The organism is Acinetobacter junii (assembly GCF_018336855.1).
Classification (GTDB): Bacteria; Pseudomonadota; Gammaproteobacteria; order Pseudomonadales; family Moraxellaceae; genus Acinetobacter; species Acinetobacter junii.
The window spans coordinates 1,612,930-1,633,816 of record NZ_CP059558.1; the positions used below are offsets into that span (position 1 = coordinate 1,612,930).

Genomic DNA, 20,887 nt, shown 5'->3' on the forward strand with positions numbered 1-20,887 from the left:
GCCCATGTGTGAATGGGCTTTTTTTATTTTAAGATACCAAAGCAGGTGTATCTTTTATTCCAAGTTTTATTTTCGTGGTTGCAACTAAATTTTTTTCATTAGTCTGGTTAGGGTGAAAGTCATATCTATAGTATTCAAAGAATTTGGGAATAAATGTTTTATATTGCTTAGCTGCAAAATTAAAGAAGTTTTGCCATGTTTTAAGATTTGATAATTGTTTATCTCGTTTCATTAAAACTATTTGGTAGATTGTTGAAAGTCCAGTAATAAGAATCAGGCTTAAAGTGAAAATTGTGACCCGAGGAAGGTAAGCATTTAATCCATTTCCATATAAATATTCATATAAATCAAAAGCTACTGCTTTATGCTCAGTTTCTTCAACACTATGCCATAACCATAAATCTCGTATAGTTTTATCCGTCATATACTCATTTACAGTTTCCATCATACTTACGACTAGTACAGCTGTGTAATGCTCTAAACCTACAGTAACAAGTAAATTCCACTTTTTACTAAATACTTTTTCAAGACCTTTGAGAACAATACCAGTAACTTTTTCCAAAGATTCAGGGTTCAGGCCATGTTGTTGAGCGCTAATATGAAAAGCATGATGTTCTTTTGAATGCATAGCCTCTTGGCCGATGAAAGCACTAATTTCTCTATCTAATGCTTCATTCAGTTTTGCATGTTCTCGTAATGCTCTTACTGATCGCACGAAATAAGATTCACCTTCTGGAAATAAGGTTGAGAGTCCGGTGAAATAATGTGTCATTGCTGGATCATTAGCACACCAATATTTAGGTGTGTTTTCAAAATTGTAATCCATGCGACGTACAGGAAATGAGGCTGGTGAACGGGTTGAGTTACTTTTCATTCTTTACTCCATTTATTGATAGTTCCAAAAAGGAACTTAATAAATGAAAGCTAATTTCAAATTCTTTAACTGTCAATTAATTTTGAAGAAGATAGATAATATTGTCCCTAACTGATAGACAGAGAATCGTTTCTGACATGTGTTTCAGAGTAAAAGGATAAAAGAAGATAAAATTTTTTATGAATTGAATACCCAAACCATAATTTTGATTTGGGTATTCATAAGATAACTTAATTATTAAGCGCAGGTGTAGCCGCCGCAATTGCTGCTGCAACAGCATCTTCTTCAGATTGAGCTGGAGTAGCTGGCTTTTGTGGTTCCGTCTTTACTGGTTTTGGTTCAGTTTGAGTCGGTTTAGGTTGTTCTGTTGTAGAAGTTTGAGTTTGGCTGCTAGTAGTTGTTTCAGCAGGGCGAATCTCACGACGAACTTCAGTTGTTGTATTTGGAGTTTCTTCACGAATAGTTTCGGTAACAGGAGCTGTAGTTTCTTGATTATCTACGCTTTCAAGCGTTTCAAACTCACTGTTCTTAGGCTCAGTTTGTGCTTGACTCGTTTCAGTTTCAGCAGTTTGTTCTTGCTGATCTTCGTTTTTAGGCTCTTCTTTTTTGACGCACGCAGTTAATAAAAGACCAGTAGCAATCGCTGCACAAAGTAAAAGTTTTTTATTCGCCATTGTTAAAACAACATATTAAAAAAGGACAGAGGGAATTATATCAGCAAATTAAAAGAATAAATCACTTACATCAAACAGCTTTGTTGATATTTTATAGTTGCTTGCACCATCCATACTAATTTTTAAAGTGATAAAACTAAAAAATCATAATCTAAACTTGAAAATGATTGCTGTCAGCCATGCAAAAAGAATTTATGTATGAAATATCCACAATTCCGATAAATTTTTATCGAAAATGCTGATAGAATAGCCAGTTGTTTATAGTTCTTTGAATTGATGCGGTTTGACTTTGCTTTATTAGGGCAGAGTACAGTAAAATTGCACAACATTGTAGGCCGATTTCGGCTCGATTGTACGAGAAACTCAATGACCCATTTTATTTTTGTCACTGGTGGTGTAGTTTCATCACTAGGTAAAGGTATTTCTGCTGCTTCTGTTGCTGCACTTTTGGAAGCCCGTGGCTTAAAAGTCACTATGGTGAAAATGGATCCATACATTAATGTCGATCCAGGTACCATGAGTCCATTCCAGCACGGTGAGGTTTTCGTCACAGAGGATGGTGCTGAAACTGACTTAGATTTGGGCTATTACGAACGTTTCTTACGTCGTGCGAAAATGACCAAATTAAACAACTTTACAAGTGGTCGTGTTTATCAAGATGTTTTGAATAAAGAACGTCGTGGTGATTACTTAGGCGGTACAGTTCAAGTAATTCCGCATATTACTGACAATATTAAAGAGCGTGTTCTTCGTGCAGGTGAAGGTTACGACGTTGCTATTGTAGAAATTGGCGGGACTGTTGGTGATATCGAATCACTTCCATTTATGGAGTCGGTTCGTCAACTTATGGTTGAGTTGGGTCATAAACGTACAATGCTCATGCATTTGACTTTGTTGCCGTATATTAAATCAGCTGCTGAGTTAAAAACAAAGCCTACTCAACACTCAGTTAAAGAATTACTTTCAATCGGTATTCAACCTGACATTTTAATCTGTCGTACTGAATATGATGTTGATGCTGATACTAAACGTAAAATTGCTCTTTTCACTAACGTAGAAGCGCGTGCAGTTGTTGTTTGTAAAGATGCGAAAACAATTTACCAAATCCCACGTAATTTTTATGAGCAGAATGTTGACGATTTAATTTGTGAACGTTTTGGTTTTAATGATCTTCCTGAAGCAAATCTTGAAGATTGGGATAACGTTGTTGAAGCATTACTCAATCCAGAGTACACGGTACGTGTAGCTATGGTTGGTAAATATGTTGAATTGCCAGATGCATATAAATCTGTCAATGAAGCACTTTTACATGCTGGTATCCAAAATCGCGTAAAAGTTCAGATTGATTATGTAAATGCTGAAGATCTTGAACAACAAGATATTAGTGTTTTAAATACAGCTGATGCGATCCTTGTGCCAGGTGGTTTTGGTGAGCGCGGTACTGAAGGTAAAATGCGTGCGATCCAGTATGCACGTGAAAATAAAATACCTTTCTTGGGTATTTGTTTAGGTATGCAACTTGCTGTAATTGAATATGCTCGCAATGTAGCAGGTATTCCAGAAGCAAGCTCTACAGAGTTTAATCGTTCAACTAAATATCCATTAATTGGCTTAATTACTGAATGGTTAGACGAGCGTGGCGAATTACAACAGCGCAGTCTTGAATCAGACTTAGGCGGAACAATGCGTCTTGGTGCTCAAAAGTCAGAATTGGTTGAAGGTACTAAAACTCGCGAAGTTTATGGTAAAGCTGAAATTACTGAGCGTCATCGCCATCGTTATGAAATGAATGATCGTTTCATTCCTACGCTTGAAGAAGCTGGTATGAAAATTTCAGGTTATTCTTCTGTACAACATTTAGTTGAAACTGTAGAAATTCCTGAACATCCTTGGTTTATTGCTGTACAATTCCACCCAGAATTTACAAGTTCACCACGTGATGGACATCCATTATTTGCTGGTTTTATTGATGCTGCGAAAAAACAGCACCAACAAGGTAAATAATGCAGTTCTTTAAATAAACTGGGAAAGTTTAAATGTCACAATTAAAACCACAAGAAGTTGTACGTTTAGGCGATATACAAATGGCAAATCATTTGCCATTTGTATTATTTGGCGGAATGAACGTATTAGAATCAAAAGATTTAGCTTTCGAAATTGCTGAAACTTATATTGACATCTGCAAGCGCTTAGATATTCCTTACGTGTTCAAAGCGAGCTTTGACAAAGCGAATCGTTCAAGTTTGAATTCTTTTCGCGGCCCTGGTTTAGAAAAAGGGATTGAATGGCTTGCTGACATTAAGAAACAATTTAATGTCCCTATCATTACTGATGTGCATGAACCATATCAAGCAGCTCCAGTTGCAGAAGTTGCTGACATTATTCAATTACCTGCTTTTTTAAGTCGTCAAACTGATTTGGTTGAGGCGATGGCTAAGACTCAAGCCATTATCAATATTAAAAAAGCACAATTCTTAGCTCCACATGAAATGCGCCATATTTTGCATAAATGTCTTGAAGCTGGAAATGACAAACTAATTCTTTGTGAACGTGGCTCAGCATTCGGTTATAACAACTTAGTTGTTGATATGCTTGGTTTTGACATCATGAAAGAAATGAATGTCCCTGTGTTCTTTGATGTGACGCACTCACTGCAAACACCTGGTGGACGTGCTGATTCAGCTGGTGGTCGTCGTGCCCAAATTACGACGTTAGCACGTGCAGGCATGGCGACTGGTTTAGCTGGTCTGTTCTTAGAAGCACATCCAGAGCCTGAAGTAGCGAAATGTGATGGACCATGTGCATTACGCTTATCTCAATTAGAGCCATTCTTGGCACAGTTAAAAGAATTGGATACTTTAGTTAAAGGATTCAAAAAGTTAGATACCCATTGATGTATGAAAATACATCTTTTTATTCATTAAACAGAGGAATTGTTCATGAGCCAAATCGTTGACATCCGTGCACGCGAAATTTTGGACTCTCGTGGTAACCCAACCATCGAAGCAGACGTAATTTTAGAATCTGGGGTTGTTGGTCGTGCATGTGCACCATCTGGTGCTTCAACTGGTTCTCGTGAAGCTTTAGAACTTCGTGACGGAGATAAATCACGTTACTTAGGTAAAGGTGTTCGTACAGCAGTTAACAATGTTAACACATTGATTCGTGACGCTTTGTTGGGTAAATCAGTTTTTGAGCAAAAAGACATTGATAATACAATGATCGCGCTTGATGGCACTGAAAACAAAGAAAAATTAGGTGCAAACGCAACTTTAGCAGTCTCTTTAGCTGCTGCGCGTGCTGCTGCTGAAGAAAAGAAACTTCCTCTTTTCCAATATATCGCAGACCTTCGTGGTCAAACTATCTTGACTATGCCTGTACCGATGATGAACATCCTCAACGGTGGTGAGCATGCAGATAACACTGTTGATATTCAAGAATTCATGATTGAGCCAGTTGGTTTCACTTCATTTGCTGAAGCGTTACGTGCTGGTGCTGAAGTATTCCACTCTTTAAAATCAGTTTTAAAGAAACAAGGTTTAAATACTGCAGTTGGTGATGAAGGTGGTTTTGCACCTAACCTACGCTCTAATGAGGAAGCGATCCAAGTTATTTTACAAGCAATTGAATTAACTGGTTATAAAGCTGGTTCTGACATGATGCTTGCTTTGGACTGCGCATCTTCTGAGTTCTACAAAAACGGTCAATACGTTTTAGAAGGCGAAGGTAACCGTGCTTTCACAAGCCATCAATTTGCTGATTATTTAGCTGGTCTTGCGAATCAATATCCTATCATCTCGATCGAAGATGGTTTGGATGAATCTGATTGGGAGGGTTGGAGCTACTTAACATCAATTCTTGGTGACAAAATCCAATTGGTTGGTGACGATTTATTCGTAACAAACCCTAAGATTTTACAACGTGGTATTGATGAGAAAGTAGGTAACTCTATTCTTATCAAATATAACCAAATCGGTACTTTGACTGAAACATTAGATGCTATCTATCTTGCTAAAGCAAATGGCTATTCAACTGTTATTTCACATCGTTCTGGTGAAACAGAAGATTCGACTATTGCTGACTTGGCAGTAGGTACAGCAGCTGGTCAAATTAAGACTGGTTCTCTATGCCGTTCTGACCGCGTTGCAAAATATAACCAATTACTTCGTATTGAAGAATTGACTAAAGCAGCTTACCGCGGTAAAGCTGAATTCAAAGGTTTAAAATAATCTCTGAATTATGCTAGAAGTCTTTCGATCAACTTCGAGTAAATTGATTCTGTTGCTTGCAATCGTTTTGATTGCAAGCTTACAGTACCAATTTTGGTTAGGTGAGGGAGGATATTTCCCTCATCAAGCTTTAGCTCAACAAATCACGCAGCAAGCTGAAATCAATGAAGAGCTAAAAGAGCGTAATCGCATTTTAGCGGCTGAAGTTTTTGACTTAAAAAATGGAACTGAAGCGATTGAAGAACATGCACGTCTCGATCTAGGTTTAATCAAACCAAATGAGACCTTTGTGCAAATGAGTACGATCAGTACCCATTACAAACCGATCTATATCGATCCAAATGCAAAATTAGATGCCCCAACCAATGAAAATCCAGACTAAATTATGGGCTGTTGTACCAGCAGCAGGCTCAGGTAGTCGTTTTTCAAAATCTGAATTAAAACAATATCAATATATTGCTCAGCGTACAGTAATTGAGCATACGGTCAACAGGCTAAATACTTTGCAGTTAGCTGGATGTGTTATCGCTATAGGTGAGAGCGATAACTTTGCCCAGACATTAGCTTTTGAGCACTTAGATAGGCTTCACTTTTGTAAGGGGGGAGCTGAGCGGGTTCATTCGGTATTAAATGCTTTGATGTATTTATTAAATATTGCAGATGAAAATGATTGGGTTCTCGTACATGACGCAGCACGCCCTTGCGTTACAAAAGATTGTCTCGAAAAATTGATAATTACTGCTATAGAGTCAGATCAGAGTTCCATTTTAGCTATACCTGTTCGAGATACATTAAAACAAGTAGTTGAAGACCATCAAATAGAGAAAACAGTGAGTCGTGATCTATTGTGGCAAGCTCAAACACCACAAGTGGCAAAGATAAGCATATTAAAAAATGCAATAGAGACAGCACTGAAAGATCAAATTGTAATTACTGATGAGGCAAGTGCACTTGAATATGTAAATGAACCCGTACAAGTTGTACAAGGTCGTTCAGATAATATCAAAATCACTTATCCAGATGATTTAGAACTCGCTCGTTTAATATTGCAATCACAAGCCATAAATTAATTTTTTATAAAAATAGCCTAAGCAAAATTGAAAATTTAATCATTGTAAAACCAATATAAATGACAACTATTTCACTATTTGATAAATTTATTGACTAAACTTTACAACGGATTAACAAATGAAAAAATTATTACTTTCAGGTTTTTTTACATTGGCATTAGTTGGTTGTGCTTCAACACCTGAGCAATCTCAAAATGTAGCTCAAGAAACGATCCGTTATTCAACAAGCCCATGTTTTGGTGCATGTCCAATTTATTCAGTTGAAGTTTCACCTAATGGAACAGTTCATTTCGAGGGCAAACAATACACTAAAGTAACGGGCACACGCGATCTTCAAGTAGATCCAGCTGTGTATAAGAAATTACAAAGTGAATTAAAAACGTATCGTCCAGAAACTGGTTCTAATGTAAAAACAACAGGTTGTGTGCAAACTGCAACAGATAAACCTAGTTCTTATTTTTGGTGGAAACAAGCAGATGGTACTACAACACGTTTGAGTCATTACACTGGTTGTATTTCACCTGCAAATGATGAATTAAACAAATTAATTGATAAGTTACCTACATTAATAGGAATTGAAGAACTGGTATAAGTGTTGTCTGATGACAAGAGCATACCGCTTGTAGAGATTTCTTAGATTGTAAAAAACTAGCTGTCGTATAACTGTATACGGCAGCTTAGATAGAAAACTATAGAGAATTAGTCTGTAAAAACCATATAAAATTAATAAATTAAAATTAGCTCAAACTTGAGAATCGCTTGATTAAAAACTTTATGTTTTAGTTAACAACCTAGCCATTATTTATGCTAATAATAGTTAAACTAGAAAAGACGATATCAAATTTTATGAGCATTATTACTTAGTTTTTTTAACTTTAGATAACATCAACTTGGCTCTAACGGTTGTTTAAATTAAAAGGACGAGGTTGTAAAGCGTAAAATTGAACAGAGCGTTGGAGTTTTTTTCCAATGGTCTAAAATTTATTTTTTGTTAAAAATTAATTGAGATAAATTATTAAATTAAATCATATGTTTAATTTAATACACATAGAAAATGGTTGAAAAAAGGTACAAAAAGATTTGTATAGTTTTTGAATAATTACTTCATTAAATATATAAAATAATATATTATAAAAACATATAATGTTTTAAAGAGTAAAACAATGTCTAGCATTATTTTAGCTTTGATTGGCGGTGCTATCCTTGGAATTGCAGTAGTGGGTTATTTGTATGTAAATGGTCGTATTGCAGGGATTAGTGGCTTGCTTGCGCAGGTTTTACAACCTAAATCACTTTTGAATAATCCTGCATTTTGGTTCTTGTCTGGCTTATTCATCATTCCTTTCATTTACCAATTATTTGTTGAACCTGAGATTGTTATTAAATCCTCACCAATTGGATTAATCATTGCTGGAATCTTGGTAGGTTTTGGCACGCGATTAGGTTCGGGATGTACTAGTGGTCATGGTATCTGTGGTATGAGTCGCTTATCAGTGCGTTCGATCGTTGCAACGGTCACATTTATGCTAGCTGGAATCGTGACTGTATTCGTTATTCGCCATATTTTAGGAGTTGCGATATGAAAAATGTATTTGCGTTCATATTTGGCGGATTATTTGCACTAGGACTAATGGTCTCAGGTATGTCAAATCCTGAAAAAGTTTTAGGATTTTTAGACATTTTTGGTGAGTGGGATATTAGCCTAATGTTTGTGATGATTGGGGCTATTGCGATTGCCATCATTCCATTCCAAAAAGCTATCCGAAATCCAAAAACATTATTCGGTGAAGTAATTTCATTACCCACTAATAAGCAGATCGATAAAAAATTGATCGTTGGTTCGATGCTGTTCGGTATAGGTTGGGGGATAGCTGGTGTATGTCCTGCACCTGCAATTACTCTGATCGGGTTAGGCTATGCTGAAGCATGGTATTTTATCGGAGCAATGTTCCTCGGTATCTTTATTCATCGCATATGGGCAGAACGATAAGTAGGAGAGATTAGATGCAACATCCTCAAGTCAAAGCATTTTTTGATGAAAATACAAATACATTTAGTTATGTGGTGACTGACCCCGAAACTAGAGTATGTGCCGTAATTGACAGTGTTCTAGATTATGATGCTGCATCTGCTACTACATCAACTCATAGTGCAGATCAAATTATTGATTTCGTAAAGACTCATCAGTTAAAGGTTGAGTGGATACTAGAAACACATGTCCACGCAGATCATTTAACCGCATCTCAGTATCTCAAAGAACATTTGGGTGGCAAGATTGCGATGAGTGAAAAGATCGGTATTGTGCAAGAGACCTTTAGCTCAATATACAATCTTGATGTGAAGATGTTTAATTCACACCAAACTTTTGATTATCTCTTTAAAGATGATGAGCATTTTAAGATTGGTCATCTAGATGCTTACAATATTCCAACGCCTGGACACACGCCAGCGTGCTTGAGTTATGTCATTGGTGATTCTGTCTTTGTTGGTGATACTTTATTCATGCCAGATTATGGTACGGCGAGATGTGATTTTCCTAAAGGAAGTGCGGATATACTTTTTGATTCTGTTCAAAAGTTATATGAACTACCTGATGATACGCGTGTTTATCTATGCCATGATTATAAGCCTGAAGGTAGAAATGAGTATTTCTATGAGACAACAATTGCTGCACAGAAACAAAGTAATATTCATTTGAAATCTGATACCGATCGACAAGATTTCGTAAAGATGCGTCAGGCACGTGATGCGACTTTGGCGATGCCAAAGTTGATTCTGCCATCTATACAAATCAATATGGATGCAGGTCGTTTTCCAGAACCAGAAAGTAATGGTGTGCGGTATTTAAAGTTACCATTCAATTTTTTTAAACGCTGATTAAAAAACTGATAAAAAAGGAAGATACACGTTATCTTCCTTGTTTATTTTCTATTAGAAATGAGAAAGCTATTTTGATACAGAATAATTGATTAAACTGTTTTAAATTTTTCATGTTGTTAGATTTTAATGACTATTTTTGAAATTGAAACACATCCACTGAAGCCATTCTTACCATATAATGCTAAGTTGCTAATGTTGGGAAGCTTTCCTCCTCCTCGAAATAGATGGAAGATGAATTTTTATTATCCAAATTATCAAAATGACATGTGGCGAATATTCGGATTAATATTTTTCAAAGATAAAAACTATTTCCTTGATTTATCAAATAAAAACTTTAAAGAACAAAAAATTCGTGAATTTTTGATAGAAATTGGAGTAGGAATATTCGATACCGCATTTCAAATTAAAAGATTACAAGGTAATGCATCTGATAAATTTCTAGAAATAGTCACGCCTACAGATTTGTCAGAATTACTCATCCAAATTCCTGCATGTCACACCATTATGACGACTGGTGATAAAGCGACAGATACACTGATGCAGCATTTTCCTGAGAACCCCATTAAACCGATGATTGGACAATCTGTGCAAGTAAACTATATGGAGCGAGAGTTAAGTTTATATCGTTTACCTTCATCGTCACGTGCTTATCCTTTAGCTCTAGATAAGAAGGCAGAAGCATACAAGCTATTTTTTGAAGAAATTGGCTTGGTTTAGTTAAATACAGAGAATCATAATGAAAGATGTTGAAAGTTCAATTGATCTGCGAAATTACGCTGATGCATTTGAATGGCAAGAAACAGCGAATGTTAAGCGTCCGTGGAGAAAAGATTTCTTTACTTATTACTCAGATCTGATTGCACGGCGTAAACTTGATAAATGCCAAGTCTTGGAACTTGGTTCAGGTCCTGGTTTTCTTGGTCAATACTTGCTCTCCCAATTGCCTAATATTGAATATACTGCCTTTGATTTTTCTGAGGTGATGCATCAACTTGCTCAAGAAAAATTAAATGTGATTGAAAGATCACGAGCAACATATCTTATCTGTAATTTTAAAGAACCTGATTGGCAAGATACTTTAGATCAAAAATATGATTTTATTATTATCCATCAAGCTCTTCATGAACTCAGACATAAAAGACATGCTGAAAATTTCCATAAAATAGTTAAAACACTTTTAAAGCCGAAAGCGACCTATTTAGTTTGCGATCATCTGTGTGCACCGAACGCCATGCAAAATGATCAACTTTATATGAATAAACAAGAACATTTAGATGCGCTCAGACAAGCATCATTTCAGAAGATAAAAATATCTTTAGAAATAGAAGGACTATGTTTGTTTGAAATATCTTTAGATTAAAAAATTGATTATTTTTTTGAAAATTTTATGTTGCAATAGGTATTAACGAAATCAATGATGAGTATAAAATTTTTCAGGTTACATAGATTTATTCATTTAAAAAATTAATATTTAGTTTGTATTTTTATTTTTGAGTAAAGGTTACATCATCCATTCCACAGGAAAATAAGATACAACATTCATCGTAAAACGCTGAAATGCAGTACTCTCAGGATCATGATGATGTTTAATTATTTCACCATCTTGATTATGTTCATACCAAACGATATTTCCATTTTCATCAAGTTTAAGTTGATAGGCAACTTGTAGTAAATGTTGGTCAAGCATCGCTGTAATTTGGTCTTGTAGATGGTTGGATTCAACCACTAAACCAACTTCGGTATTTAAATGAGCGGAACGAGGATCAAAGTTAAAAGATCCAATAAATACTTTACCATCCACATCAAAAAATTTTGCATGTAAACTGGAACGATTTTTAACTTTTACTGGAATAACACTACCAGTAGCGACTTCATACCAAGTCCGTTTTTTTCGCTCAATATTAGGCTTAAATTCATAAAGTTGAACTCCATTCTGTAATAGTGGTTTACGATATTTACTATAAAAGGAGTGAACAACAGCAACATCATTTGCGACTAAACTATTCGTTAATACACGTACTTTAATTCCATTTTGAGATAATTCACTGAGATATTTTGTACCACGTGCTGTTGGTACAAAGTAAGCTGAAACTAATTCCATGTGTTCTTCGGGTTTTCCCATAATTTTTAGAACTTGAGGATATAAAAGCTCATTATCTTTCGCTTCATTCAAAGCTTTGTTTGGATGATCTGCAACAAAATATGCTTTAGCCCATTGGATAGGATAGTTTTGTAGACGAATTTTTAAGTAATCTTGAGCTGTTTCGAGTTTTTCTTCAGTACTTGTGTTAAGTCTATCAATGGCTTTGTAGGTCTGTCTGAGAGAATCCAATTCTGAAGCAGTTCCTTCACCAATTAATTGACCTGAAGAATAACTTAATTGATCATCCCAAAACATTCTAAAGATTGAATTGGCATGATCCACCGCTTTTCCATAGAACAAAATATCCATATCGCTAAATTGGAATTGATCACTGGCTTCAAAATATTCACTACTGATATTTCTTCCACCTGTTACAGCGATAGAAGCATCTGCAATCGTCAATTTATTATGCATTCTGTGATTAATACGATTGAATCTAAAAATATAGTCAATAAATCTTAAATGCCTAAATCTGTATGGATTAAAAATTTTAATTTCAAAATTTGGGTGTTGAGATAATGATTTTAGTGTTTTATCTAATTTAATACCATTTTGGTCATCAATTAATAAACGAATTTTTACTCCACGATCGGCCGCATTGAGCAATTCGAGTAACATTAAGTTTCCAATTGCATCATCATTCCAAATGTAATATTGCAGATCAAGGGTATGTTTTGCATTGCGAATCAAATAAATACGAGAAGCGATGCTAAGGAAAGCATCATCTAAAGCAAGATATGCAGTTAGTCCATTTTTAATATTCTGATCGGCTTGGGGATCACTCATCCATTTAGTTTTTATTTGCAAAATATTACTCCGATCATGACTCTGATTGGCTGGTAATGAACAACCACCTAATGCGAATACTGTAACAAGCGCTATACTTCTAAAGTGGTATAAATTCTTTATCATTTTTATCGTGAAATGTTGCTTACTTATGTAAAGATAGCACTATATCTACTTGATGATGTTGAATATCAGCATAAAATCAGTTAACTGTTACAGAAACATAAAACATTACATGATTTATAAAGGATGAAGGTATGAAATCACGTGCAGCTGTTGCTTTTGCCGCAGGTCAACCATTGCAGATTGTAGAGTTAGATGTTGAACCACCAAAAGCAGGTGAAGTACTTATCAAAATTACCCATACAGGTGTATGCCATACAGATGCCTTTACTTTGTCAGGTGATGACCCTGAAGGTGTGTTTCCAGCAGTATTAGGTCATGAAGGTGCTGGTGTAGTCGTTCAAGTTGGTGAAGGCGTTACTAGTGTAGTTGTGGGTGATCATGTAATCCCACTATACACAGCTGAGTGTAAAGAATGTTTGTTCTGTAAATCTGGTAAAACTAATTTATGTGTAGCTGTGCGTGCAACGCAAGGTAAAGGTGTGATGCCTGATGGTACCACTCGTTTTTCTTATAATGGTCAACCGATTTATCACTACATGGGATGTTCAACTTTTAGTGAATATACTGTAGTCGCAGAAGTTTCTTTAGCGAAAATCAATCCAGAAGCAAATCATGAACAAGTTTGTTTGTTAGGTTGTGGCGTGACGACAGGCATTGGTGCAGTCCACAATACTGCCAAAGTTCAAGAAGGTGATAGTGTTGCGGTGTTTGGCTTAGGAGGTATTGGTTTAGCCGTTGTACAAGGTGCACGCCAAGCCAAAGCAGGACGTATTATTGTCGTCGATACTAATCCAGATAAATTTGAACTTGCAAAACAGTTTGGTGCAACTGATTTCCTAAATCCTAAAGATTATGATCAACCCATCCAACAAGTGATCGTTGAAATGACAGGTTGGGGAGTAGACCACTCTTTTGAATGTATTGGTAATACCAATGTGATGCGCTCTGCACTGGAATGTGCTCATCGTGGTTGGGGGCAATCCGTTATTATTGGTGTAGCAGGTGCAGGTCAGGAGATTTCGACTCGTCCATTTCAATTAGTAACAGGTCGTAAGTGGATGGGCACTGCTTTTGGTGGTGTGAAAGGTCGTTCACAATTACCTAAAATGGTTGAAGATGCAATGAAGGGTGAAATTGAACTTGCTCCTTTTGTTACTCATACAATGCCACTTGAAGAGATCAACGAAGCTTTTGATTTAATGCATGAAGGTAAATCAATTCGTACAGTTATTCACTTCTAATTATTAACGTTTAGCATTGATGATGCTTTTGCATCATCAATGCTACATAATGAAGCCTCTCAAAATTTCAAAAAAACCTAATATAGATGCTCTAAAGATCAGGATTTTTGTTCTGCTCAAAGCTAATTGCTGACAATGATCAAACTCATAGCTTCAATTTCTCAAATTGCAAAATTCAAGAAAAACTCTGCTCTAAAACTAAGCTTAAGCTCTTAAATAAAATCGCATCTTGCTGAATTGTGGCGCACGTGCATTAAAACAAAGCCTTTTTAGCACCATTAGTTAATCTACAAGTTTAAAAGTTCATGGTGAATAAGGTAATTAATTGAATTTTATGTAAAAAACAAACTGGCACACTTTCTGCATTTATTTATCCAAACTTGTATACAAGATGGGATTCATAAAATGCATGAGATAAAAACTTTAGGTTGGACAATTTCAGAGTGGCAAACAGCTTATTCAAAAAATGAAATCCAACTTGATACTTTAAAAGATTTAGTTGCATCAATTGATCCTCAAGATAATGTGTGGATTTCAATTGCGACGGTAAAACAGATTGAACAGCAAATTCAATTTCTCAATGAAATAACTAAAGAAGCTGAGAGTTTAGCAAAACAATTTCCACTCTACGGCGTTCCGTTTGCAGTGAAAGATAATATTGATGTTGCAGGGTTTGTAACTACCGCAGCTTGTAAGGCATTAAATACAATTGCAGTACAAGATGCTGAAACAGTGCGTTTGTTGAAGCAAGCAGGTGCAATCGTAGTTGGTAAAACTAATCTTGATCAGTTTGCAACGGGTTTAGTAGGAACTCGCTCTCCATATGGTGCTGTTGCAAATACATTTAACTCTAAATATGTCAGTGGTGGCTCAAGTTCTGGTTCAGCAAGTGTGGTTGCTCGTGGATTTGTCCCATTTGCATTAGGCACAGACACCGCAGGTTCAGGGCGTGTACCCGCAGCGTTTAACAATATTGTTGGGTTAAAGCCAACCAAAGGGCGGTTTTCAAATCGTGGTTTATTGCCTGCATGTAAAAGTCTAGATTGTATTTCGATCTTTGCCTTAACCGTTATAGACGCAGATTTGGTTGCAAATGTTTTAGAAGCATATGATCCATTGGACAGTTATTCACGTAAGCATCCAAAGAATGTGCCAGCGCATTTCTCTAGCAAATTAAAATTTGCCATTCCAGAAAAACTAAATTTCTTTGGAGATGAACAGGCTGAAAAAGCATTTCAGCAAACAATCCAATTACTTGAGTCATTAAATGCTGAAATCACTAAAATTGATTTTTCAGATTTTGAGCAATTGGCAGCGCAACTATATCAAGGTTCATGGGTGGCAGAACGTACCGCAGCCGTTGAATATTTACTGAAAACCAATCCTGATGCATTTGATCCAACGGTATTAGAAATTATTAAAAACGGCGAAAAATATTCAGCGGTGGATGCCTACAATGCAGAATATTTAAAACAAGATTTAGCTCGAAAAATCCAACAAAGACTGGCTGACTTTGATGCCTTAATTGTTCCAACCGCACCTACAATTTATACCATTGAGCAGCTTGAACAAAATCCGATTGAATATAACGCTCATTTAGGAACCTACACTAACTTTACCAACTTGGCAGATTTGAGTGCTTTAGCTTTACCAGCAGGATTTAGGGCTGACCATTTACCATTTGGGATCACTCTAATTGCACCAGCTTGGCATGATGCAGCATTAGTTCATTTTGGCAAAGCTTGGCAAAACTATCTTGCACTGAAATTAGGGGCATTGGATAAAGCTCTGCCTTTAAGTTCTTCTACACCTATTTCACAACATCATATTCGCGTTGCAGTCGTCGGTGCTCATTTGACAGGTATGCCGCTAAATTTTCAATTAACCACACGCGATGCCGTGCACATCGAAACCACAACAACTTCTAAAAACTATGCGCTTTATGCTTTGAATGGAACGGTTCCGCCGAAACCCGGCTTAGCACGTCAGCAAGATGGACAAAGCATCATTGTTGAATTGTGGGATGTTCCTACTGCTCGATTTGGTGAATTTGTGGCAGAGATTCCAACACCTTTAGGGATGGGCAATGTCGAATTAGAAGATGGGCGCTGGGTGAAAGGTTTTATCTGTGAGCCTTATGGCATAGATGATGCAGAGAATATTAGTCATTTTGGTGGATGGAGAGCCTATATCCAGCATCGTAACAGCCAAGCAGCAAACACAGCGAATTAATTGGGGGGAAATCATCATGTTTAAAACTGTACTTATTGCAAACCGTGGTGAAATTGCTGTTCGAGCGATTCGCACACTTAAAAAATTAGGTGTAACCAGTGTTGCTGTGTATTCGGATAGTGATCGTTATGCGCAACATGTCGAAGATGCTGATATTGCGATTGGATTAGATGGTTTAAAACCAGTCGATACTTATTTGAGTATCGAAAAATTAATTCAGGCAGCTAAACAAACTGGGGCAGAGGCAATCTTTCCTGGGTATGGCTTTCTTTCTGAAAGTGCCGATTTTGCTCGTGCTTGCGAAGAAAATAATATTGCTTTTATGGGGCCTACAGCTGAGCAAATACTAGAATTTGGTTTAAAACACCGTGCTCGTGAATTAGCTGCTGCTGCCGATGTACCAATGACACCAGGAACTGGATTATTGGATAGCTTAGAAGAAGCACTGACTGCCGCAGATCGTATCGGCTATCCAATTATGTTGAAAAGTACTGCTGGCGGTGGTGGTATTGGTTTGACCCGTTGTGATACGCCACAAGCTTTAACCGATGCATATGAAAGTGTAAAACGTTTGGGTGAACAATTCTTTAAGGATGCAGGCGTATTTATTGAATGCTTTATTGATAAAGCGCGTCATGTTGAAGTACAAATTTTTGGTGATGGAAAAGGGCAAGTCGTTGCATTTGGTGAGCGTGATTGCTCTTTGCAACGTCGTAACCAGAAAGTGGTCGAGGAAACTCCAGCGGCAAACTTACCTGAGGCGACACGAAAAAAACTACATCAAGCAGCAGTGGAATTAGGTAAATCCGTTAATTATCGTAGTGCGGGAACAGTAGAGTTTATTTACGATGCAAATCGAGATGAATTTTATTTTCTAGAGGTGAATACACGCTTACAGGTTGAGCATCCAGTCACTGAGATGGTTACAGGCTTAGACTTAATTGAATGTATGCTCAAAGTGGCTGCTGGTGATGAACTTGATTGGACATATCTCAACAATATTCAGCCTAAAGGCGCAGCGATTGAGGTTCGTGTTTATGCTGAAGATCCTGTTAAAAATTTCCAGCCTAGTCCCGGTGTACTGACAGAGGTTGCCTTTCCTGAAGGTACACGTGTTGATACTTGGGTGAAAACGGGCACAGAGATTTCTCAATACTTCGACCCGATGATTGCCAAAATTATTGTACATGCTGATGATCGTGCTAGTGCTATTGAAAAATTAAAGAATGTATTGGCTGAAACACGCTTAAATGGTATCAGCACAAACTTAGATTACGCACGTGCCATCGTTTCAGACCAGCGCTTTGAATCTATGCAAATTTGGACAAGAATGTTGGATGATTTCAATTACACGCCAAACGTGATTGAAGTGGTTCAAGCAGGGACTTTGAGTTCAATTCAAGATTATCCAGGTCGTACAGGCTACTGGGATATTGGTGTACCGCCATCTGGTCCAATGGATGACTATGCATTTCAGCTTGCCAATCGTATTGTTGGGAATGATGCTAAAGCCGCAGGTTTCGAGTTTACCTTAGTTGGACCAACATTAAAGTTTCACACAAATACGATTATTGCTTTGGCGGGAGCAAGCTGTACTGCGTTGTTAGATGATCAGGAAATTGATTTTTGGAAGCCTGTAGAAGTTAAAGCAGGACAAATTCTAAAAATCGGTCAAGTAGAATCAGGTTGCCGTACATATTTAGCAGTTCGAAATGGTTTGGATGTTCCTGTTTATTTAGGTAGTCGCTCTACCTTTGCGCTTGGTAATTTTGGTGGTCATGCAGGTCGTACCTTACGTGTCGGTGACATGATTAAAATGGTTGATCCAGCATTTGCTAGTGCAGAATTGCCACTCGCACATGATGAACCTCAAGCGTTATCGGCTGAATTGATTCCTGAATATAGTAATGAATGGGAAATTGCGGTGTTATATGGTCCGCACGGCGCACCAGATTTCTTTAAACCTGAATATGTAGAAGAGTTTTTTGCATCAGAGTGGACAGTTCACTTTAACTCAAATCGTTTAGGTGTGCGTTTATCAGGACCAACGCCAAGCTGGGCACGAGAAAATGGTGGTGAAGCAGGTTTACATCCATCAAATGTCCATGACTGTGAATATGCGATCGGAGCAATTAACTTCACAGGCGATTTCCCTGTGATTTTGGCGAAAGATGGTCCGAGTTTAGGCGGTTTCGTTTGTCCTGTGACGATTGCCAAAGCAGAACTTTGGAAAGTGGGACAACTTAAAGCCGATGATAAAATTCGCTTTTATCCTATTAGTGTTGCACAAGCCAATGAACTTGAACGTCAGCAAATTGAAAATATCCAAAACTTTGCGGAAGCAAGCAAAATTGTAGAAACAATTGAGCCAATTCAAGAGGTTGTCAGTACGATTTTGGCACAACGTGAACCAAATGAATTATCGCCAAAAACAGTGTATCGCCAAGCAGGTGATAGTTATATTCTCTTAGAATACGGCGAAAATGTTTTAGATATAGCTTTACGTTTACGAGTGCATCAACTTATTCAAATGATTCGTGATGCAAAAATTGCAGGCGTATTGGAACTGTCACCGGGTGTTCGTTCACTACAGATTAAATACGATGGCTTAGTAATTCCACAATCACAATTGATTGCTCAATTACTTCAACTCGAAAAAGAGATGGACGATTTGAGCCAATTAAAAATCCCATCTCGTATCGTACATTTGCCAATGGCGTTTGAAGACAGTGCGACTTTAGGAGCTGTAGAACGCTATCAAGAAAGTGTTTGCTCAAAAGCACCGTGGTTGCCAAATAACGTTGACTTTATCCAACGCATTAATGGTTTGGCAGATCGGAATGAAGTTAAAGATATTATTTTTGATGCGAACTATTTAATTCTTGGCTTGGGTGATGTGTATTTAACTGCACCATGTGCTGTACCAATCGATCCACGCCATCGTTTACTCAGTTCTAAATATAATCCAGCACGTACCTTTACCGCAGAGGGAACAGTGGGTATTGGTGGCATGTACATGTGTATCTACGGCATGGATTCACCAGGCGGATATCAATTGATAGGGCGTACTTTACCAATTTGGAACAAGTTTAAGAAAAACAAACAATTTGGCGATAAACAATGGTTCTTACAATTCTTTGATCAAATTAAATATTTTGAGGTTACAGAAGAAGAACTCAATCAATGGCGTGCTGACTTTGAAAATGGTCGTGCTGAGATCAAGATTGAAGAAACAGAATTCGATTATTCGGATTATGTAAAATTCTTAGAGAATGAAGCTGAAAGTATTGCCGAGTTTAAAGCTAAGCAACAACAAGCATTCACAACTGAAGTGGATCGCTGGAAAGAGGAGTTTGCAGCTCAACCTGAAGAACAGATTCAAGAAAATAACCATGCTGATTACAGTCATTTAGCATCATTAAATGCATCGATGACAGGTAATATCTGGAAAATTTTTGTTGAACATGGTCAAGAGGTTAAAAAAGGCGAAACTGTTGCTATTATTGAAGCAATGAAAATGGAACTTCCTGTTTATGCAGAAGAAGATGGCATTGTAAAAGCCATTATTTGTAGAGCAGGGCAAACCGTACATAGTGGTGAACCACTGGTTTATATGGAATAAGGCAAGGTTGCATGAAAGAAACCAAAATAAAAACAACAAAAAGCTCAGACAATTTGTCTGAGCTAGTTTACCAACGCATCAAGAATGATATCTTTGATTTCAAACTGATGCCAGGTGAACGTTTCACTGAATCTGAAGTTGCAAAAGCTTATGATGTAAGTCGCACCCCAATCCGACAAGCACTATATCGTTTGCAACAAGAGGGTTATGTTGATGTGAGTTTTCGTAGCGGTTGGCAAATCCGACCGCTCAATTTTCGGTATTATGAAGAACTTTATGATGTGAGGATCGTATTAGAAAAAGATTCGATTCGTAAACTTTGTCAGATGGATCATCAAAACTCGGTTGAATTATCCGTTTTAAAAGATTTATGGTTGATTGAACCACAACAATATCTAAAAGACATTAAACAACTGTCACAACAAGATGAAGATTTCCATTGCGCTTTGGTTCGCGCCTCTGGAAATAATGAAATGGCAAGAATTCATCGTGATTTGAGTGAGCGAATCCGTATCATTCGTCGTTTAGACTTCTCTAAAGATTATCGCGTTGAAGCGACTTATCAGGAGCATCAGAAAATACTGGGTTATATTTTTAATCGTAAAGTAGATGAAGCCATTCAAGCGATTGAAGCACATATTATGCAAAGTCGTGATGAAGTGAAAAAAATTACTTTACAGATGTTGGATTCGAGTCAGTTTTATTAGAATGTACTATTTGTCTGATATAAATTAAGAAAAAATTAACAGTTTCAACGTGGAAACAATTGTTTTTACGACCAAAACCTAGTTTTGTTGTAACGTGCTAATTTTAAAAATTAATTAACTTAAACTATAGGCATATTGGTAGCATTTTAGAATTATGTTTTTTTATTAATTGGTATTCTTACATCTTCATTTATTGTTTGAGAATGATTTTTATATGCTGGATAATCTACCCATAATTGTTTTTTTAGGTCTTATTCTAGGTTTTTTATTTGGAAAGTTTTATGAAATTGTTTTTAGAGGCTG

Annotated in this window: 18 protein-coding genes; 15 read left to right on the forward strand and 3 right to left on the reverse strand. The window is 36.8% G+C overall.

Annotation, left to right across the window (positions count from 1 at the left end):
- Positions 1 to 28: 28 nt before the first annotated feature.
- On the reverse strand, positions 29 to 874 hold the full coding sequence (locus tag H2677_RS07695) for a metal-dependent hydrolase (protein ID WP_212639523.1): 846 nt from the start codon (positions 872 to 874) through the stop codon (positions 29 to 31).
- Positions 875 to 1,104: 230 nt separating this feature from the next.
- Positions 1,105 to 1,548 (reverse strand): outer membrane protein assembly factor BamD, encoded by a 444-nt coding sequence (locus H2677_RS07700; RefSeq protein ID WP_004911292.1) that lies wholly within the window; start codon positions 1,546 to 1,548, stop codon positions 1,105 to 1,107.
- A gap of 366 nt (positions 1,549 to 1,914) precedes the next feature.
- Here H2677_RS07700 and H2677_RS07705 point away from each other — a divergent pair, with 366 nt between their 5' ends.
- The 11 genes from H2677_RS07705 to H2677_RS07755 all read left to right on the forward strand — a co-directional run bounded on the left by H2677_RS07705 (position 1,915) and on the right by H2677_RS07755 (position 11,087).
- Entirely contained in the window at positions 1,915 to 3,552 is a 1,638-nt protein-coding gene (locus tag H2677_RS07705; protein ID WP_004911289.1) for a CTP synthase, read from the forward strand.
- Positions 3,553 to 3,584: 32 nt separating this feature from the next.
- Positions 3,585 to 4,442 (forward strand): 3-deoxy-8-phosphooctulonate synthase, encoded by an 858-nt coding sequence (gene kdsA, locus H2677_RS07710; RefSeq protein WP_004954227.1) that lies wholly within the window; start codon positions 3,585 to 3,587, stop codon positions 4,440 to 4,442.
- Between the two features lie 45 nt (positions 4,443 to 4,487).
- Positions 4,488 to 5,777, forward strand: coding sequence for a phosphopyruvate hydratase (gene eno, locus H2677_RS07715; RefSeq protein WP_004911285.1), 1,290 nt, complete (start codon positions 4,488 to 4,490; stop codon positions 5,775 to 5,777).
- A gap of 10 nt (positions 5,778 to 5,787) precedes the next feature.
- A complete protein-coding gene (ftsB, locus tag H2677_RS07720) occupies positions 5,788 to 6,159 on the forward strand; it encodes a cell division protein FtsB (RefSeq protein WP_004911282.1) in 372 nt (123 codons plus the stop codon).
- Entirely contained in the window at positions 6,143 to 6,847 is a 705-nt protein-coding gene (gene ispD, locus H2677_RS07725) for a 2-C-methyl-D-erythritol 4-phosphate cytidylyltransferase (protein WP_212639524.1), read from the forward strand. Before ftsB ends, ispD begins: the two co-directional genes overlap by 17 nt.
- A gap of 118 nt (positions 6,848 to 6,965) precedes the next feature.
- Positions 6,966 to 7,439: a DUF6438 domain-containing protein gene (locus H2677_RS07730; RefSeq protein WP_129262836.1), complete on the forward strand. Its 474-nt coding sequence runs from the start codon at positions 6,966 to 6,968 to the stop codon at positions 7,437 to 7,439.
- Between the two features lie 571 nt (positions 7,440 to 8,010).
- Entirely contained in the window at positions 8,011 to 8,430 is a 420-nt protein-coding gene (locus tag H2677_RS07735; RefSeq protein WP_004954238.1) for a YeeE/YedE family protein, read from the forward strand.
- Positions 8,427 to 8,837: a DUF6691 family protein gene (locus H2677_RS07740; RefSeq protein ID WP_004911272.1), complete on the forward strand. Its 411-nt coding sequence runs from the start codon at positions 8,427 to 8,429 to the stop codon at positions 8,835 to 8,837. The genes H2677_RS07735 and H2677_RS07740 overlap by 4 nt, the downstream gene beginning before the upstream one ends.
- A gap of 14 nt (positions 8,838 to 8,851) precedes the next feature.
- Positions 8,852 to 9,724: an MBL fold metallo-hydrolase gene (locus tag H2677_RS07745; protein ID WP_099948632.1), complete on the forward strand. Its 873-nt coding sequence runs from the start codon at positions 8,852 to 8,854 to the stop codon at positions 9,722 to 9,724.
- A gap of 129 nt (positions 9,725 to 9,853) precedes the next feature.
- On the forward strand, positions 9,854 to 10,444 hold the full coding sequence (locus H2677_RS07750; protein WP_004954248.1) for a uracil-DNA glycosylase family protein: 591 nt from the start codon (positions 9,854 to 9,856) through the stop codon (positions 10,442 to 10,444).
- Positions 10,445 to 10,463: 19 nt separating this feature from the next.
- A complete protein-coding gene (locus tag H2677_RS07755) occupies positions 10,464 to 11,087 on the forward strand; it encodes a class I SAM-dependent methyltransferase (protein ID WP_212639525.1) in 624 nt (207 codons plus the stop codon).
- A gap of 141 nt (positions 11,088 to 11,228) precedes the next feature.
- Here H2677_RS07755 and H2677_RS07760 read toward each other — a convergent pair whose 3' ends face one another.
- The gene (locus H2677_RS07760; protein WP_212639526.1) at positions 11,229 to 12,782 is read right to left on the reverse strand and encodes a phospholipase D family protein; all 1,554 of its coding nucleotides are present in this window, start codon (positions 12,780 to 12,782) and stop codon (positions 11,229 to 11,231) included.
- Between the two features lie 131 nt (positions 12,783 to 12,913).
- Here H2677_RS07760 and H2677_RS07765 point away from each other — a divergent pair, with 131 nt between their 5' ends.
- The 4 genes from H2677_RS07765 (at position 12,914) to H2677_RS07780 (ending at position 20,584) form a co-directional block, all read left to right on the forward strand.
- On the forward strand, positions 12,914 to 14,023 hold the full coding sequence (locus H2677_RS07765; protein WP_004954259.1) for an S-(hydroxymethyl)glutathione dehydrogenase/class III alcohol dehydrogenase: 1,110 nt from the start codon (positions 12,914 to 12,916) through the stop codon (positions 14,021 to 14,023).
- A gap of 405 nt (positions 14,024 to 14,428) precedes the next feature.
- Positions 14,429 to 16,255, forward strand: a complete 1,827-nt coding sequence (atzF, locus tag H2677_RS07770; RefSeq protein ID WP_212639527.1) for an allophanate hydrolase — start codon at positions 14,429 to 14,431, stop codon at positions 16,253 to 16,255.
- A gap of 16 nt (positions 16,256 to 16,271) precedes the next feature.
- Positions 16,272 to 19,877, forward strand: a complete 3,606-nt coding sequence (gene uca, locus H2677_RS07775) for an urea carboxylase (RefSeq protein ID WP_212639528.1) — start codon at positions 16,272 to 16,274, stop codon at positions 19,875 to 19,877.
- 11 nt (positions 19,878 to 19,888) lie between these two features.
- A complete protein-coding gene (locus H2677_RS07780) occupies positions 19,889 to 20,584 on the forward strand; it encodes a GntR family transcriptional regulator (protein WP_046738140.1) in 696 nt (231 codons plus the stop codon).
- Positions 20,585 to 20,887: the final 303 nt, after the last annotated feature.